We start from the raw sequence: 17,317 nt of genomic DNA on the forward strand, positions 1-17,317 counted from the left end.
GAGCCCCCGCCGGCTCAGCGGGCCGCGGGGGCCTGCTGACGACCGCGGGCGGCGTCCGGGCCGCCGTCGCCGTCCCGCTGTCCGGGCAGCCGGACCAGCGGGGCACCGGCGGAGCGCCGACGTGCCCTTATCCGGATGGCGGCGGCGAGCAGGAAGCAGAGGCCGACCCACGGATAGACCGAGGTCGGCAGCTGGTTCAGCGGTGACATGTGGAGCACGGCCGCGCCGACCGGCTTGGCGGCCCACATCGCGAAGGACAGGAAGGCCAGCAGGGTGGCCCAGAACGCGGCCCGCCAGCGCAGTCGGCGGACGCCGGCCGGGCGGGCGCGCTCGACGGAGGCCTCGGCGGCGAGCAGCACGAGGACCGGCACGCACCAGACCCAGTGGTGGGTCCAGCTGATCGGCGAGATGAGCACGGCCGTGACGGCGGTGACGCAGAAGCCCCAGGCCTCGGCCCGGGGCAGCCAGCGGCCGCTGCGGACGGCCCAGGCGGCGACGGCGAGGCCGGCCACCGCGACCAGGCCCGCCCCGAGGGTGGCGAGGAAGCCGGGGTCGGCGCTGTGCAGCAGCCGGGCGAAGGCGCCGCGCAGCGACTGGTTGTCGACGATCTCGGTCTTGCCGACCCGGGAGGAGTCGTAGAGGTACTTGGTCCAGAAGCCCCAGGTGGCGTCGGGGAGGAAGAGCGCGCCGATCAGGAAGGTGCCGAGGAAGGTGAGGCCGGCGGTGAAGGCGGCCCGGACCCGGCCGGTGATCAGCAGGTAGACGGCGAACAGGCCGGGGGTGAGCTTGATCCCGGCGGCGATGCCGATCGCGATGCCCTTGCTGCGGTGGGCGTCGGACCGGGTGAGGTCCCAGAGGATCAGGCAGCCGAGCGCGAGGTTGATCTGGCCGTACCGGAGCGTGGTGAAGACGGGTTCGAGCCAGACGCCGAGGCCGGTGATCAGGACCACACCGATCGGCCGGAGTTCGCGGCGCGGCCAGCCGACCAGCTTGAAGGACAGGTGGGACATCAGCGCGAGCAGCCCGAGGTTGCCGAGAGTGATCACCACGCGGAGGACGGGGATCGGCAGCCAGGTGGTCGGGACGAACAGCATGGCCGCGAACGGGGGGTAGGTCGCGGGGAGGTTCCACTCGGTGACGCGCAGCGCGTAGAGGTCGGTGCCGTTGGCGACGGCGGCGCCCTCGGCCCGGTAGACGATCATGTCGACCATCGAGGTGTGGACGAAGTGGCGGACCACTGCGTACACGACCAGCGACAGCAGCGCCACGGACGAGGCGATCAGCATCGGGCGGCGGGGGGCCTCACGCACTGCGCGCACGGGGGCACCGAGCGCGACGCGCAGCCGGTCGGACAGGGGAGCGGGCGACGGGGCGGATACGGTCCGCACCGGGCTGCGCTCGTCTTGTACCGCTGTCACCTGTCCACTCCGTCCACCGCTCGGCCAACCAGCGACGATACCGGATGCGACCCATCCCGTCCTGGGCGCGATCGACTACTCGCAGTGACGACAGTGCCCCGACCGACCGTGCCCTGACCGACAGTGCCCCGACCGACAATGCCCCGACCGACCGTGCCCGGCTGCGGGCTGAGCACGGGCGGCCGGGGCGGTCCGAGGGGCCGGAGCCCGGCGCGGGGGCCTCAGCCGGTGTAGCGGCCGAAGGCCCGGGTGAAGTCCAGCGGCTGCTGGACGATGCTGCTGCAACTGGCGTCCGCGGTGGGCCTGGCGCCGCCGGCGCAGGCCTTGTCCCGGGTCCCGGACCACATGGCCAGCCAGGCGAGGTGCTTGCCGGCCGCGAAGTCGGCCAGCTGCTCGGCATCGGCCACCGTGAAGACCTCGCTGGCGACGTCGTTGACGCCGATCATCGGGGTGACCGCGACCTTGCGCCACGCGGCCGCGTCGTCCAGCCCCAGCACGTTCTTGACCTGGGCCTGGGTGGCGGTGGCCGCGGCGATCGCGTACGTGCCCATCCGCCCCTGCGGGTTGGGGGCGACGCCGTCGCCGAAGTCCATGGCCATGATGTTGACGGCACCGATCGCGACGCCGGCGGCCTTGGCACCGGTGACCAGGTCGACGCCGTCCTGGGTCAGGCCGGAGGGCAGCGCGGGCAGGGTGAAGGAGACGTCGAGCGGACTGCCCTTCGCCGCGGCCTCGCGCTGGAGCTGGGCGACGGCCTGGGCCCGCCGGGTGTTGGCGGCGGTGTCGGCGATCGCGCCGCCCTCGACGTCGAAGTCGAGCCGGGTCACGCCGTACGCGTCGATCACCGTGCGGTACGCGGCGGCCAGGTCCGCGGTGGAGCCGCAGGCCAGGGCCAGCTCGCTGCCGTTGGCGCCGCCGAAGGAGACCCGGACGTCGCCGCCGATCGCGCGCAGGGCGCCGATCTGGGCGGCCACCGCGTCGGCGGACAGGTCGCTGACCCCGCCCCACTTGGGTACGCAGCCGCCGCCGGAGACCACGAAGGCGAGGGTGAACCGCTTCACCCCGGTGGCCTTGGCGGTGGCGACCAGGTCGTAGGGCGGGTAGAGCGAGGTGTCGACGTACGGGGCGAAGCCGCCCCCGGTGCCGGCCGGGGGGACGGGCACACCGGTCACCGTGGGGGTGGCGGTCGGGGTGGCGGTCGGCTTCGCGGTGGCGGTCGGGGTCGGCTTCCCGGTGGCCGTGGCAGTGGCAGTGGCGGTCGGACCGGCCGTCGCGGTCGCGGTGGGCGAGGCCGAGCCGGTGGGCGCCACCGTGGGGGTGGTGGTCGGGCGTCCGGAGGGGGTGGGCGCGGGGCTCTCGCCGGCCGTGCAGGAGGCGTTGTTGATCAGGCAGTTCCCGGGCTCGGCCTGCGCCGGGCCGGCGCCCTGGGCGACGAAGCCGACCACCACGCCCTTCCCCGGGTCCAGCCGCTTGCTCCAGGCCTCCGGCCTGACGTTGACGTGCTGTCCGGCGACGGTGAAGGTGGCGTTCCAGAGCGAGTCGATCTTCGCGCCGGCCGGCAGGTCGAAGCTGAGCGTCCAGTCCTCGATCGGATCGGCGGCCGGGTTGGTGACCAGGTACTGGCCGGTGTAGCCGGTGTCCCAGCTGCTGGTCCGGCTGTAGACGGCGCCGAGCGGGGCGGCGCTGGCCGAGGAGGCGAGCACCACCGTCCCGCCCGCGACCAGGGCGGCGGCGACCGCCGAGGCCCCGATGATCGTCCCCTTGCGGCTGCGCCTGCGGCGGCCGGAACGGCGGGTGGGTCGGGTGGTCATGCGCGTTACCTCCGCGGGAGCCTGCGGTCGGCACCGTTCGCGGGTGCCTGCGGTCGGCCGCCGTCCGGACGGGCCGCGCACGGGTGCGCGGGGACGTCCCGGGCGGCCGGCCCGGCTCGGTCGGGTGACCGGCGCGACCGACGCTAGCCGCGCCCGGGGGCCGGAAACCGCGGGCTGAGCGAGGGGTGAAGCTCCCTTAGGCCGCAGTTAAGGAAGAGGCCCCGGAGGAGAAGGCCCCGGAGGAGAAGGCGCCGGAGGAGGACGCCCCGGAGGAAGAGGCCACCCTCCCGACCCGCCGTCACTTCGGGAACAGCGCGCCCCGGGTCCGCCGCCGTCCGGCCCGCGCGGGCGGGGCCTCCGTCGGGCGGGTGCGCAGCCGCAGCCTGGTCTCCGCGCCGCCGAGCACGGCGGAGCGGCCGAGTGCCAGGTCGCCGCCGGTGGACTCGGCGAGCTTGCGCACGATGTCCAGTCCGAGGCCGGTGGAGCCCTCGCCGCCGTGGCCCTCGCCGCGTTTGAGGGCGGCGGCCGGGTCGCTGTAGCCGGGCCCGGCGTCGCCGACCAGCACGATCACCGCGTTCTCGGTGGCCAGGACGTCCACCGAGAAGGCGGTGCCGACGGCGGTGTGCCGGAAGACGTTGCCGAGCAGGGCGTCGACGGCGGCGGCCAGGTCGCCGCGCTGGACGGGGACGGGCGCGGCGCGTTCGGCGCCGGCCAGTTGCCAGCGGCGGCCCTCGTCCTCGGCCAGCGCGGACCAGAAGCCGACCCGTTCGCGGATCACCTCGGCGGCGTCGCAGCCGACCGCGACGGCGGGCGCGTCCTCGGGGGCGCGGCGGGCGGAGCGGATGATCTGGTCGACCTCGCGCTCCAGTTGGGCCACCGCGTGCCGGGTGGCGTCGGCCGCGTCGCCGTCGCCGAGGGAGGCGGCGTTGAGCCGCAGCACGGTCAGCGGGGTGCGCAGTCGGTGCGACAGGTCGGCTGCCAACTCGCGTTCTGCCGCGAGGAGTTGGACCACACGGTCGGCCATGGCGTTGAACGCGGTGGCGGCCTCGCGGAGTTCCTCGGGGCTGCCGTCGACCTGCTTGCCCGTCACCGGGACGCGCACCGCGAGGTCCCCGGCGCCCAGCGAGCGGGCGGCGGCGGCCAGCCGGCGGGCGGAGGCCACGATCCGGCCGCCCATCCGGTCGGCGACCAGCACCGAGAGGGCGACCAGGCCGAGCGCGACGGCGGAGAGCACCAGCCAGGCGGTGGCGACGCCCCGGGTGAGGTCGCTCTCGGCGACGAACACCTCGACCACGGCGGTCCGTCCGGTGTCCACCGCGACCGGCTGGAGCAGCGCGTAGCCGCCGGGCACCGCGACGGTGAAGGCCCGGCCCTGGTCGCCGGCCGTGGCCACGTCCGCCGCGGCGGCGCGCCCCTCCCCGAGGGTCGGCCCGTCGGGCCCGCCGGACCCCGCGGGCGCCCGGGTCGCACCGGCCCCCGCAGCCGCCCCGGCCCCTTCGGCCCCACCGGCCCGGCCGGCCCCGCCGGAACCGCCCGACCCTGCAGCCGCACCGGCCCCGCCCGAGGCCCAGGACTCCCCCGCGGGCACCGGAAGGTGTACCGCCATCCGGCCCTGGCCCCCCGCGTCGGTGCTGGCCAGCGCACGGTTGACGGCGTCCTGGTCGGTGGTGATCGCCAGGGCCGGCCCGAGCGCCGCGGCCTGCCGCTCGGCGGCGGTGAACGCCCGGTCCCGGGCGGTCTGCTGGACCATCAGGCCGAGCGGGATGAGGAAGGCCAGCGCGACCATGGTGGTCCCGGCCACGGCGGCCTTGATCAGGGCCCAGCGCAGCGAGTGGGTGAACCGCTTCATGTCCGGTGCTCCGCGGGGCCCCCGGTCGCGGGGCCCGCGGTGGCGGCCTCCAGCCGGACCCCGACGCCCCGGACGGTGTGCAGGTAGCGGGGGTTGGAGGCGGTCTCGCCGAGCTTGCGGCGCAGCCAGGAGAGGTGGACGTCGATGGTCTGGTCGCCGCCGTAGGTCTGCTGCCAGACCTCGGCGAGGATCTCCTTGCGCGGTACGACCACTCCGGGCCGGGCGGCCAGGAAGGCCAGCAGGTCGAACTCCCGCCGGGTCAGGTCGAGCAGCCGCCCGTCCAGGACGGCCTCGCGCCGCTGGACGTCGATGGCCAGTCCGCCGACCCGCAGCACCTGGGCGACGGGCGCGGTGCCGCCGCCGAGCCGGCGCAGCACGGCGGCCATCCGGGCGCTCAGGTGTTCCCCGGAGAAAGGTTTCACCAGGTAGTCGTCGGCACCGTCGTTGAGCAGTCGGACGATCTCGGCCTCGTCGTCCCGCGCGGTCGAGATGATCACCGGGACGTTGGTCAGTCCCCGGATCATCTTGAGCGCCTCGCTGCCGTCCAGGTCCGGCAGGCCCAGGTCCAGGATCACCAGGTCGCAGCCGACCTGGGCGACCTCCCGCAGCGCCTCCAGGGCCGTGCCCACACTGCGGACCGCGTGACCGGTGTCGGTCAGGTGGCGGATGAGCGCGGAACGTACGAAGGGGTCGTCCTCGACCACGAGCACTGTTGCCATGGCCCTGCACGGTACGCCATCGGCGGGCAGTGGTCTGTACCTCGGGGGTGGCTGCGCACGGCCTCCGGACATGGTGCAACTCCCCTGCCGAACACCGGGGGTACCCGTCACGACCTGCCCGGAAATGCGGCAGGATGTGCGGACGATGCGGAACGGACTGGTACAGCTCTGCGCCTGGGCGGCGGCCACCGGGGCGGCGGTGGCGCTGTCCTGGCTCGGCGTGCACGCCGTGCTCAGCGGAGCCGCGTTCGAGCGGCCCACCGCGCTGCCGCTGCCCTCCCCCAAGGTCGGGAGCACCCCGTACGGAGCGAGCGCCACCCCCGGCCGGACGCCGACCGGCGACGCACCCTCCCCGCCGTCCTCCCCGGCCACCAGCGCGGCCGCCACCGCCGCGCACGCCCCGGTCACCACCGCGGCCGCCCCGCCGACCAGGAAGCCCGTGCCCGCCGCCACCACCCCGACGTCGACGGTGAAGAGCTACCCCGTCCCCGGCGGCCGGGTCGCCCTGGACATCCGCGCCGACCGGGCCTCGCTGGTCTCCGCCACCCCGGACCCGGGCTGGCAGATGCAGGTCTGGAACGGCGACCAGTGGATGCGGGTGGACTTCACCAAGGACAACCAGGCCAACTCGGTCTTCGTCTACTGGAACGGCCACCCGCCGGTCGTGGAGACAGCGGTCCGCTGACCCGCCGCCGCCCGCGACCCCGGCACCGCACCCGCCGTACCGGTCACCACCAGCGCGGACACCCCCGTCACCACCCCGCGAAGGCCTCGTACCCCGGCAGGTACGGCCCCGCGTAACCCGACCGGTCGACCAGGGTGTGCCGGGAGCCGCCCGGCACCGCGATGGTGGCCAGCACCACCGAGCCGTACCGGTCCCGCACCCCGTACGGTTCGGCCAGCGACAGCGCGCCCCGGTCCACCGCGTAGTCGTACGCGTAGGGGACGTCCGGCACGCCGACCGCGAGGTCCAGCACCCCGTCCCCGTAGCGCTCCAGGTGCGCCGCCAGCTCACGGCCGCGCGGGCCGATCACCTGCACCGGCGAGGTGAGCACGATCCGCGTCCCGGGCCCGGCCAGCACGTAGGAGACCGCCTCCGGGTCACCGGTCCCCGGCCCGGCGTACGCCGTACAGCGCAGCCCGAGCGCCGCCAGGTAGCGGCGGGCCGCCCGCTCGGCGTCGCCGACCACGAACACCAGCGCGTCGGCGCGGCCGGGCGGCAGCGGCCCCGGGTCCTCCGGTCCCCCGGCCGGGCCCGCGGCGAGCAGGACGGATTCGGCGGCGGTGTCGGTCATGACGGCCCTCCCGGTAGGCGTACGGACCACCCGGCGCCCGGGGTGGGGCCCGGAGCACGGGATCGTGGCTGGAGGGTGGCGCCGGGCCGACCGACGCGCAACTGTTCCGTTTCCTCCTGGTCAAGCTGCGCCCCGGAGCGGGAGAATCGGCGGCACCGCTGTACAGAATGCCCACCGGAGGACCGAGCCGCGATGCCCCCCGCCCACTCCCCGAGCGCCCCGGGCTCCCCCGACCCGTCCGCCCCCCAGGGCGCCCCCGCGGCCCCGGCCGCCGCCGGTACCGGCACCGGCACCGGCGGCGGCGGCAACGACACCATCGACGCCCTGGACGGCCGGCTGATCCGGCTGCTCGCCGAGGAGCCCCGGATCGGCGTGCTGGAGTGCTCGCGCCGGCTCCAGGTCGCCCGGGGCACCGTGCAGGCCCGGCTGGACCGGCTGCAGGCCAAGGGGGTGATCAGCGGGTTCGGCCCGGAGGTGGACCCGGCCGCGATCGGCTACCCGGTGACGGCCTTCGCCACCCTGGAGATCTCCCAGGGCCAGGGCGCGGACGTGCGGGCGCACCTGGCGCGGGTGCCGGAGGTGCTGGAGCTGCACACGATCACCGGGATCGGGGACATGCTGGTGCGGATCGTGGCCCGCTCCAACGCCGACCTCCAGCGGGTGATCGACCGGGTGCTGGGCTTCGACGGGATCGTCCGCTCCTCCACCGCGATCGTGCTGGAGAACCCGGTGCCGTACCGGATCCTGCCGCTGGTGGACCAGGCGGCCGCCGAATAGGACGGGGCGGCTCAGCAGCTGGGAACGCTGCCGCCGCTCTTCAACGCCTCGAGCGCCTGCACCGACTCGGCGAGCGTGCCCACCGGCACCAGCCGCAGCGTCCTGGGGGTGTTCACCTTGGCGTCCGTGCACTCGTCCTTGGGCAGCAGGAACACCGTGGCGCCGTCCCGGGCCGCCGCCTGGGTCTTCAACGGGACGCCGCCGACCGGGCCGACGGTGCCGTCGTCGTCGATGGTGCCGGTGCCCGCGATCCTGAGCCCGCCGGTGAGGTCGCCGCCCTTGCCGTCACCGGCCAGCTTGTCGACGATGCCCAGCGCCAGCATCTGTCCGGCGCTGGGGCCGCCCACGTCCCCCAGGTCGACCTTGACCTTCACCTGGGCCGGCGAGAGGTGGAGGTAGCCGAGCGCGGCCGCGGTGGCGCTGTCCTGGGACTCGGCCATCTGCTGGGCCGTCACCTGCTCCGCCTTGGCCGGGTTGCCCTGCGGGTACACCGTCTCGGTCGGCCGGACGGCCTCCTTCGGGTCGAACCAGGCGCGCAGGCCCCGCCAGAACGTGGTCTTCTGCCCCGGGTTGGTGGCCGAGATGGTGACCATCCGCAGCTCGCCCTCGGTGCTGCGCAGCGGCGCCCCGGTGATGGTGAGCACCGGCCGGTCCTGGTAGCTGCCGAGGGTGTCCGCGGTCAGGCCCGGCCAGGTGATCGTGTACGGCAGCGGGACGAAGGCCGCCACGCCGAACAGCGCGGCGACCAGGACCCCGCAGAGCGCGAGCGAGCGGGTCCGCGGGGACGGGAGGGCCTTGGGCAGCTTGGTGTCGGACACAAGGGGAATCCAAACACACCCGACACTCCCGCGTGGTTCGCCCGCTCGCCCCGCGCCGGACGGCGGGCGCTACCTCAGGGCGTCGGCCACCTCGGTGGCCGCCTCCACCACCCGGGGGCCGACCCGTTCGGGCACCAGCCCGTTGAGCATCACCACGCCGACGCTGCCCTCGATGCCGCTCAGCCCGAGCAGCGCGGCGGCGGCCCCGCTGGCCCCGGACTGCTCCTCCGCACGGGTGATGACGAATCCCTGTTCGGGCCGGCGCTGGCTGGGGAAGCCGCGGGCCTCCAGGATCGCCCGGCCGGCCGCGCTCTCGCCGAGCGGGTGGCGCAGGCCGGTGCGGTAGGCGACGTGGAAGTCGGTCCAGCTGGGCTCGACGACGGCGACGGCCAGCGCCTCGTTGCCGTCCACCAGGGTCAGGTGGGCGGTGGCGCCGAGGTCCTCGGCGAGGCTGCGCAGGGCGGGGAGTGCGGCCTCGCGCAGCAGCGGGTGGACCCGGTGGGCCAGGCGCAGCACGCCGAGGCCGACCCGGGCCCGGCCGCCGATGTCACGGCGGACCAGGCCGTGCTGCTCCAGGGTGGCGAGGAGCCGGTAGACCACGGTGCGGTTGACGGCGAGGCGGGCGGCCAGCTCGGTGACGGTGAGCCCGCGCTCGGAGTCGGCGAGGAGCTTGAGGACGCGGACGCCGCGATCCAGTGTCTGGGAGGTCTCTGCTGTCACGACGGGCAGTCCTTTCCGCGGCGCTCGCGGGGCGTGCGGCGCCGGGCCAGAAGGTCGGTGCCGCGCGCAGGTGGGGGTGGCCGCGCTCGGGCCGTGCGGCGTCGTCCTTGACGACCGCACGGTCCTGCGGAGCCCGTCCCGCGGGGGTTGCCCGGCGGAAGAGCGTGGGGGAAAGGTAGTGAAGGAATTCCCGCGGCGGAAGTGGTTGTCCAAAATTCGGTCGTGATCGGCATCACCGCCGCCGGGAATTCCGGACAAACCCTGCCGATCCACCGGCCCGACCAGGGCGTCAGTTCGACCCCGGTCCGATGTCCGGACACTCCGGGGGGAGGCGGTCCGGGCCGCGGCGGCCCGGATCCGCCTGCCGGACCGTTACTTCGCCCACTCCCGGATCTTGGCGATCCGCGCCGTCAACTGGTTGGCGGTGGCCTGCGCGGTCAGCGGCCCGCCGCACTGGCGGCGCAGCTCGTTGTGGACGGTGCCGTGCGGCTGGTTGGTGCGGTGGTGCCAGGCGGCGACCAGCGCGTTCAGCTCCTTGCGCAGCTCGCGCAGCTCCTGGTGGGTGACCACCGGCCGCTGCTCGGCCGGGAGCTCCAGCAGGTCGGCCTCCTCGGCAGGCTTGGTCTTGCTGCGCTGGATCTGCCGGTGCTGGCGCTTCTGCAGCAGCATCTGCACCTGGTCCGGCTCCAGCAGGCCCGGGATGCCGAGGTAGTCCTCCTCCTCCTCGCTCCCCGGGTGGGCCTGCATGCCGAACTCCATGGCGTTGTACAGCACCCGGTCGAAGACCGCCTCGGAGCCCAGCGCCTCGTAGGAGAACTCCTCGCCGCCCGCGCCGTCCGGCCCGTCGTTGGCCCGCTCGGCCTCGGCGAGCAGCCGGTCCTCCTCGTCGAAGAGGCCGTCGCCCTCCTTCTTCGGCCGGTCCAGCACGTGGTCGCGCTGGAGCTCCATCTCGTTGGCGAAGCCCAGCAGCATCGGGATGGTCGGCAGGAACACCGAGGCGGTCTCGCCGCGCTTGCGGGCGCGCACGAAGCGGCCGACGGCCTGGGCGAAGAACAGCGGGGTGGAGATCGAGGTGGCGTACACCCCGACGCACAGCCGGGGCACGTCGACGCCCTCGGACACCATGCGGACGGCGACCATCCAGCGCGAGGTCCCCTCCGCGTAGTCGGAGATCCGCTTCGAGGCCTCGGTCTCGTCGGAGAGCACCAGAGTGACCTTCTCGCCGCTGATCTCGCGCAGCATCTTGGCGTAGGCGCGGGCCACGTTCTGGTCGGTGGCGATCACCAGTCCGCCGGCGTCCGGGATCGCCTTGCGGACCTCGGTGAGCCGGCGGTCGGCGGCCTGGAGGACGGAGGGGATCCACTCGCCCTGCGGGGAGAGCGCGGTGCGCCAGGCCTGGGCGATCAGGTCCTTGGTCATCGGCTCGCCGAGCCGGGCCTCCAGCTCGTCGCCGGACTTGGTGCGCCAGCGCATGTTGCCGCTGTAGCTGAGGAAGATCACCGGGCGGACGACGTGGTCGGCGAGCGCGTGCCCGTAGCCGTAGGTGTAGTCGGCGATGGACTTGCGGATGCCGTCGCTGCCCGCGTCGTAGGCCACGAAGGGGATCGGGTTGGTGTCCGAGCGGAACGGCGTCCCGGTCAGCGCCAGCCGGCGGGTGGCCGGCTCGAAGGCCTCGAAGCAGGCCTCGCCCCAGGACTTGGAGTCACCGGCATGGTGGATCTCGTCCATGATCACGAGGGTCTTGCGGGCCTCGGTCCGGTTCCGGTGCAGCATCGGGTTGACCCCGACGCCCGCGTAGGTGACCACGATGCCGTGGTAGTCCCGGGAGAGCGGGCCGGAGGAGTACGCCGGGTCCAGCCGGATGCCTATCCGTGCGGCGGCCTCGGCCCACTGCTTCTTGAGGTGCTCGGTCGGGGCGACGACGGTCACCTGCTGCACCAGGTGGTTGTGCAGCAGGTACGAGGCCAGGGTGAGGGCGAAGGTGGTCTTGCCGGCGCCCGGGGTGGCGACCGCGAGGAAGTCCCGCGGCTGGGTCTCGATGTACTTGTCCAGCGCACCCTGCTGCCAGGCCCGCAGCTTGCCCGCGGTGCCCCAGGGGGCACGACCGGGGAAGGCCGGGGAGAGGTGGTGCGAGGCGGCGGGCGCGGCGTGGCCGACGGCCCGGGCGGGCTCCTGCTGCTCCGGTGCGTCGGAAAACAGCGGCATCGAGGAGGCGGCGGCAGTACTCACGGTCTCCGAGGGGGGATCATCGCAGGTCAGGGGCGGTTTGGCGGCCCCGTCCCGCGGTCGGGCGGCGATCGGACAACCCGCCCAGCGTACCGGGCCAGCGCCGTTCGGGCCTCCAGGCCGGGCTCCGTGCCGGGCCCGGGCGGCCGGAAATCGCTGTGACGCAGGTCACGTCGATTCCTCCGTGGAACCGGGTAATCCCCACTGTCCCCGGGACTCTCACCAGGGTGAGGCCGCCCCAACCCCACCTGCCGTCGGGCGGCCCGCACCGAACGAAGGGACCCACCCCTTGTACTCCGCCGTCGAAGAGACCGTCCAGGCCCGCCTGATCCTCTCCCCCCAGCGTTCCGCCCGGCTGCGCGTGGTCCTGTCGTACCTGCCGGAGGACCCGTACGCGGTCCGGATGGCCTTCCCGGCCGAGTTCTCGCTGGACGGGCCCGCGGACGAGCGGGCCGGCGAGGACATCGTCTGGGTGTTCGCCCGGCAGCTGCTCTCGGCCGGCCTGGAGCTGCCGGCCGGCGTCGGCGACGTCCACGTCCGCCCGGCCCCCGCCCGGCACACCATGGTCGAGCTGCGGGCACCGGAGGGCACCGCGCTGCTCCGGTTCGACACCGGGGACCTGCGCCGGTTCCTGTGGCGCAGCCGCCTGCTCGTCCCGGAGGGCGAGGAGCACCTGCACCTGGACGCCGACCGCGCCCTCGCCCAGCTGCTCGGCTGACGTGGGCGCGGCTCCCGGGCCCGGGGCCGGGGCCGGGGCCGCCGCACGCCCGAGCACCGGTCCGGCCGGTTCAGCCGGTTCAGCCGGTTCAGCCGGTTCAGCCGGACAGCTTGCGCATCAGCCGGACCCCCTGCGCCGCCGTGAGGTGCGGCAGATAGGCCTTGCCGATCGCCCTGGTGATGCCGGGCAGCGCGGCCGGGTCGGGGTACGCCATGTACATCGGCCGGTACTCCGGCTGGAACTTCGCCTTGAACGCCAGCAGCGAGCGGAACCCGTACACCGGCTCCAGCACCCGGCCCATCCAGTCCAGCATCCGCTGCAGGCCGGCGGGCTCCTCGTCCTGCCGGGCGCGGGCCAGCGGTGCCCCCGACAGCGAGAGGAAGCGGGCGCCCTCGCCCTTGAAGCCGAGCGCGGCCGAGGCGATCAGGAACTCGTTCACGCCGCGGAAGCCGTCCGAGCGCCGCCGCATGAAGTCGAGCGTCCAGCCGACCGGCACGCCGTCCTCGTGCACCGGCATCCAGCTGGTGAGCCCGTGCACCACCCGGTCCTGGTCCACCGCGATCAGCACCCGCACGTCCGGGTCGTCCAGCTCCTCCAGCCCGCCGAGCGTGAAGCCCATCTCGGGCAGGCCCTTCTCGGAGACCCACTCCTCGGAGATGGCCCGGATCTGGTCGCGCAGCGCGAGCGGCGCCTCCTGGTAGGTCCACCACTCCGCGGTGATGCCCTGCTTCCCGGCCTTGTTCAGGGCGGTGCGGATGTCCTGCCACTTGCGGCCGGTGAAGGCCAGTTCGGGCAGCGGCACCACGGTGTCCTCGGCGACCTGCACCGAGCGCCAGCCCAGCTGCGCGGCCGCCGCCCTGGTCTCGGCGCAGACGCTGTAGAAGCACGGCGTCCAGCCGCGGGCGTCGCAGTAGCGGGCGAATCCGGCCACCGCCCGGGCCCGCGCCTCCGGGGCGCCGAACGGGTCGCCGGTGGTCAGCGCCACGGTGCCGACCACCCGGTAGGCGACGGCCGCGCGGCCCTGCTCGTCGAACCAGTAGTGGTTGCCCTCCCAGGTGGTGATGAAGGACAGCGTCCCGCCGCCGTGCTCGGCGAGCAGCGCCCGGGCCCGGGCGGCGGCGGCCGTGTCGGTGCGCAGCACCGGACGGCGGAACGCCGACAGCAGCGCGAGCAGCGCGACGACCCAGAACGCCGGCCCGCAGTACGTCTCCAGGAACAGCGCCATCGGGCCGACGGCTATCGGGTAGTCCGGCAGCAGGTCGTTGTAGGCGGGCGGCAGGAACTGGGCGGGCAGCCCGTTCACCAGTCCGCGCACGCCCGCGCCCGGCTCGAACTGCCCGGCCACCAGTCGCCCGACGCCCACGTAGGTGGCCGCGGCGACCAGCGCGGCCCCGCCGACCACGACGGCCAGCCGGCGCACCGCCCGGCCGGTCAGCCGCAGCCGGAACCGCTGCCGGGTGGCCAGCAGCAGCACGGTGGTCAGCAGCGGCAGCAGCATCGCCTCGACGAAGTACTGCACCGCGTCCCCGCTGACCGGCCCGGCCTCGAAGTACAGCCAGGCCAGCAGCGCGGCCCAGAGCACCTCGGTGACGACGCTGATCCGCCAGGCGAACCGCAGGCCCCGGCGCAGCCCCTCGGCGAGCACCAGCAGCAGGGCCGGGAAGAGCGCGGCCATCAGCCGGGCGGGGGTGTCGAATATCCGCTCGACGGCGTGCGCCCGGGCGCAGTCGTGCGCCGAGGCGGCGCAGAAGTCGGCCACCTCCTCGGGGCTGAGCCGGTGCGAGAGGTACAGCTCGGAGAAGGTGTTGAACGGACCGCTGGCGTTGTCGTACAGCGAGGCGATCAGCGGCCCGCAGGCGGCGGCGACCAGGCAGAGCGCGACCAGCACCCGGGTCTCGCCGTGCGAGGAGCGGTGGGTGCGCAGGTACGGCCGGCCGCGGCTGAGCAGGGCGCCCAGGCCGAGGCCGAACAGCGCGCCGGCGCAGCGCTGGACGCTCTGCAGGTGCCCCACGTACAGGGTCATGACCAGCGGGACGAGCAGCACCAGCAGGTGCAGCCGGCGGCGCCAGAGCACGGTGAGCCGGTAGCCGAGCACCCCGGCCAGGGCGAACAGGCCGACGGCGGGCCCGACCGAGGTCTGGTCGGCCACCGAGGCGGTCCACTGCTCCCCCGCCGAGGAGCCGAACGCGACCAGCCCGGTGCCCAGCAGGGTGCCGGCCACCTGCCCGCCGACCAGCAGCGCGAGGGTGCGCAGCCGGCCGAACCGGCGCTCGGCGGCCGGGCCGACCAGGAGCAGCAGCAGGCTGGTGAAGACGTACGAGCCGATGCCCGTGGAGAAGGACAGCGAGCTGACCGGCGTCCACCAGCGGCCCTCGCCGAGGGTGGGCAGGCCGACGCCGACCCGGGCGAGCAGCCGCCCGGACGGACCGCCGGACAGACTGCCGGTCGCCGCGCCGAGGGCCCAGAACCCGGCCAGCAGCGCCAGGGTCAGCGGCGCCGAGCGCAGCCGGTCGCCGAGCATCCGGACGGCCCGGCGGATCCGCTGCGGCCCGACCTCCCGCGTCGGGGTGACCGGGGCCAGGTGGGCGTCCTGCGGTTGCGCGGCCTCCGCGTCCCGCCCCTCCGCGCGCTCCCGCCCCTTGGCGACGCGCGCCGCCGTCCCGATCACCGGGTCAGCCCGGTCTGCTGGGCCAGCCACGGGATCTGCCGGACGATGCCCGGGCGGAAGACGACCCAGCCGTGACCTCCCGGCATGAGTTCGAACTTCGCCTTCATACCGGCCTCCTGAGCGAGCTGGTAGACCTTCTCCATCTGCGGTCTGAACTCCCCGTCGTGTTCGCCGACGACCAGCGCGACGCTGGTGTCCGGGAACTTCCGGCGGGCCATCACGTGGGCGGGATCGACCGCCTCGAACTTCTTCCCGTCGCCGCCGAAGGCCGCCTTGACGGTCTCCTCGCGGGTGCCCAGGGTGGGCTCCTCCTGCCCGGACATGTCGAGCACGGTGCCGTACACGTCGGGCGCGTTGACCCCGAGCTGGAGGGCGCAGGTGCCGCCCATCGAGGCGCCGCCGATCGCCCAGGCCTTCGGGCCGGTGGCGGTCTGCAGGTTCTGGTGGACCCACCGGGGGACGTCCACCGCGAGGTAGGTCTGCACCTTGGCGATCTTCGAGTCCAGGCAGAGCGTGTTGGCCCAGGTCGAGCCGAGCTGGTCGGGCATCACGACGATCGGCGCCAGGCCGTGGTGCTCGGCCGCGAACGCGTCCATCGCCGCGTTGATCTGCCCGGAGAGCACCCAGTCCCCGGGCTGCCCGGGCTGGCCGGGGAGCATCACGACCACGGGCAGCAGCGGCCGCGGGGTGGCCTGGTAGGCGGGCGGGAGGTAGACGTACGCGTCCCGGGCCTTGAAGCCGGACCTGAGGCCCGGGATCGGGACCACCGAGACGGTGCCCTTGTCGGGCAGGTTCGCCGGGGGCTGCCAGACCTCGTCCAGCACCTGCTCCGGCTGGGCGGAGACGGTCTGCGCCACCTTGGCGGCGACCAGGCCCTCGGTCCTGGTCAGCCACGGCGCCAGCATCACCCGCCCGTTGGGGAACTGGCCGAAGCCGGTGTTCACCTCGGAGGCGGCCATCAGCAGGACCAGCCCGCTGAGGCCGAGCGCCAGGCCCCGGCGCGGCCAGGACAGCCGGCGCATCCGGTACCCCGCCAGGCAGAAGCCCAGCAGGGCGACGGCTATCCACCAGGTGACGTACCGGGGGGTGCCCTCCGGGAAGGGGTGCCACCAGCCGTCGACGACGACCTCCAGCAGCAGGCTGAGCGCCGCCGCGGTGATCAGCGCGGCGGGCAGCCGGACCCGCCACCAGCTGCGGCCGCGGCCGACGGCGAGCGCGAACAGCGCCGCCCAGCCGGCCAGCAGGACGGCTTGCGGGATGGGGCCGTGGGTGAGCGGCCAGTCGATCGGGTTCCAGCGGGTGGCGAGGGTGAGCGTGGTCATGCGGCTTTGCCCGGCGGTGTGGTGTCGGCCAGGAATCCGTAGGCGACGACGTTTCCCTCGTAGCCGTGTTCCTCGCTGTACGCGCCGCCGCAGGTGATCACCCGCAGCTGAGCGTCGGCGGCCTGGCGGTAGACCCGGTCGTCCGGGAAGTCCTTTCGGTCGTGCACTTCGATGGCGTACAGCTGGTAGACGGCGGTGGCGCCGTCGGCGCGGGCGATCTCGATCCGGTCGCCCCGGTGGAGTGCTCCCAGGTGGTAGAAGACGGCCGGTCCGGCCTTGTTGTCGACGTGGCCCGCCAGGATGGCGGTGCCGCGCTGGCCGGGGGTGGCGCCGCCGCGGTACCAGCCCGCGAGGTTGCGGTCGGCCGCGGGCGGGGCCTGGAGGTGGCCGTCGGGGTCCAGTCCCAGCTCGGTGACGGGGGCGTCCAGGCGGACGGCCGGGATGCGGATCCGGGTCGGGGCGGACGGGCCGAGCGGGGGGACGACGGAGACCGGGGCGAAGCCCGACAGCGCCTGTCCGCTCGGCAGCGGCGGCAGCACGGGCGCGCCGCCCCCGTGCAGCAGCCAGGCCCCGAGCACCAGGGCGGCGCCGGCCGCCAGGGTGCCCGGCCAGGGGCTCGTGCTCTGCTGGACGCCCACGGGTGCTCCCTTCTGCCGGCCCGGATCCCATTCCTGAGAGTTTGCTGGGAACTCATTCAATCGGATCGGACCCTAAGGCACGTCCCCACGACGGTCGTATCCGCACCCGCCGATCGGCAGGGATGACGGCTCCGGACCTGCACGGAGTGGGTGGGCGGCCACGGTACGTGACGTTCCGCTTCCGCGTCCGGGGGCGGCGCTCCCACCCGTACGAACACCTTCGACGTTTCGGCCCGCCGTTTCGGTTGCGTCAATCGGGCGATCGATCACGACCGTTCGCTGCGCCTCTACGACCGTTCCGGCCCACATGCCATCCTGACCCGGTCACGGGCTCCACC

14 protein-coding genes are annotated in these 17,317 nt (G+C 74.5%); 3 read left to right on the plus strand and 11 right to left on the minus strand.

Annotated features, from left to right (window positions below; all coding sequences use genetic code 11):
* Positions 1-14: 14 nt before the first annotated feature.
* The 4 genes from ACFXPX_RS11370 to ACFXPX_RS11385 all read right to left on the minus strand — a co-directional run bounded on the left by ACFXPX_RS11370 (position 15) and on the right by ACFXPX_RS11385 (position 5,797).
* Positions 15-1,418, minus strand: coding sequence for a glycosyltransferase 87 family protein (locus ACFXPX_RS11370; protein ID WP_380589472.1), 1,404 nt, complete (start codon positions 1,416-1,418; stop codon positions 15-17).
* 221 nt (positions 1,419-1,639) lie between these two features.
* Entirely contained in the window at positions 1,640-3,229 is a 1,590-nt protein-coding gene (locus ACFXPX_RS11375; RefSeq protein ID WP_380640773.1) for a cellulose binding domain-containing protein, read from the minus strand.
* Positions 3,230-3,527: 298 nt separating this feature from the next.
* Positions 3,528-5,078 (minus strand): sensor histidine kinase, encoded by a 1,551-nt coding sequence (locus ACFXPX_RS11380; protein WP_380640775.1) that lies wholly within the window; start codon positions 5,076-5,078, stop codon positions 3,528-3,530.
* The gene (locus tag ACFXPX_RS11385) at positions 5,075-5,797 is read right to left on the minus strand and encodes a response regulator transcription factor (protein WP_380640777.1); all 723 of its coding nucleotides are present in this window, start codon (positions 5,795-5,797) and stop codon (positions 5,075-5,077) included. Before ACFXPX_RS11385 ends, ACFXPX_RS11380 begins: the two co-directional genes overlap by 4 nt.
* A 145-nt stretch (positions 5,798-5,942) precedes the next feature.
* On the opposite strand from ACFXPX_RS11385, the gene ACFXPX_RS11390 reads away from it, so the two are divergent.
* On the plus strand, positions 5,943-6,482 hold the full coding sequence (locus tag ACFXPX_RS11390) for a hypothetical protein (protein ID WP_380589483.1): 540 nt from the start codon (positions 5,943-5,945) through the stop codon (positions 6,480-6,482).
* A 67-nt stretch (positions 6,483-6,549) separates the two neighbouring features.
* Here ACFXPX_RS11390 and ACFXPX_RS11395 read toward each other — a convergent pair whose 3' ends face one another.
* Positions 6,550-7,092 (minus strand): VOC family protein, encoded by a 543-nt coding sequence (locus ACFXPX_RS11395; RefSeq protein ID WP_380640779.1) that lies wholly within the window; start codon positions 7,090-7,092, stop codon positions 6,550-6,552.
* Between the two features lie 192 nt (positions 7,093-7,284).
* Here ACFXPX_RS11395 and ACFXPX_RS11400 point away from each other — a divergent pair, with 192 nt between their 5' ends.
* A complete protein-coding gene (locus ACFXPX_RS11400; RefSeq protein ID WP_380640781.1) occupies positions 7,285-7,869 on the plus strand; it encodes an Lrp/AsnC family transcriptional regulator in 585 nt (194 codons plus the stop codon).
* 11 nt (positions 7,870-7,880) lie between these two features.
* On the opposite strand, the gene ACFXPX_RS11405 is transcribed toward ACFXPX_RS11400, so the two are convergent.
* The 3 genes from ACFXPX_RS11405 to ACFXPX_RS11415 form a co-directional block, all read right to left on the minus strand.
* The gene (locus tag ACFXPX_RS11405) at positions 7,881-8,687 is read right to left on the minus strand and encodes a S16 family serine protease (protein WP_380640783.1); all 807 of its coding nucleotides are present in this window, start codon (positions 8,685-8,687) and stop codon (positions 7,881-7,883) included.
* Between the two features lie 69 nt (positions 8,688-8,756).
* A complete protein-coding gene (locus ACFXPX_RS11410; protein WP_350564128.1) occupies positions 8,757-9,407 on the minus strand; it encodes a helix-turn-helix domain-containing protein in 651 nt (216 codons plus the stop codon).
* 372 nt (positions 9,408-9,779) lie between these two features.
* Positions 9,780-11,612: a DEAD/DEAH box helicase gene (locus tag ACFXPX_RS11415; protein WP_375883453.1), complete on the minus strand. Its 1,833-nt coding sequence runs from the start codon at positions 11,610-11,612 to the stop codon at positions 9,780-9,782.
* 310 nt (positions 11,613-11,922) lie between these two features.
* Between ACFXPX_RS11415 and ACFXPX_RS11420 the strand changes: the two genes are divergently transcribed.
* Positions 11,923-12,351: an SsgA family sporulation/cell division regulator gene (locus tag ACFXPX_RS11420; protein ID WP_375883023.1), complete on the plus strand. Its 429-nt coding sequence runs from the start codon at positions 11,923-11,925 to the stop codon at positions 12,349-12,351.
* A gap of 97 nt (positions 12,352-12,448) precedes the next feature.
* Here the strand turns inward: ACFXPX_RS11420 and ACFXPX_RS11425 are convergent, their stop codons facing one another.
* From ACFXPX_RS11425 to ACFXPX_RS11435, 3 genes are read right to left on the minus strand one after another with little or no spacing between them, the layout of a single operon-like run.
* The gene (locus ACFXPX_RS11425) at positions 12,449-15,049 is read right to left on the minus strand and encodes a rhomboid family intramembrane serine protease (RefSeq protein WP_380640785.1); all 2,601 of its coding nucleotides are present in this window, start codon (positions 15,047-15,049) and stop codon (positions 12,449-12,451) included.
* The gene (locus ACFXPX_RS11430) at positions 15,016-16,341 is read right to left on the minus strand and encodes an alpha/beta hydrolase-fold protein (RefSeq protein WP_375883019.1); all 1,326 of its coding nucleotides are present in this window, start codon (positions 16,339-16,341) and stop codon (positions 15,016-15,018) included. The genes ACFXPX_RS11425 and ACFXPX_RS11430 overlap by 34 nt, the downstream gene beginning before the upstream one ends.
* Entirely contained in the window at positions 16,338-16,979 is a 642-nt protein-coding gene (locus ACFXPX_RS11435; RefSeq protein ID WP_380522510.1) for a class F sortase, read from the minus strand. The genes ACFXPX_RS11430 and ACFXPX_RS11435 overlap by 4 nt, the downstream gene beginning before the upstream one ends.
* Positions 16,980-17,317: the final 338 nt, after the last annotated feature.

It is taken from the genome of Kitasatospora sp. NPDC059146 (genome assembly GCF_042786665.1).
Lineage (GTDB): Bacteria > Actinomycetota > Actinomycetes > Streptomycetales > Streptomycetaceae > Kitasatospora.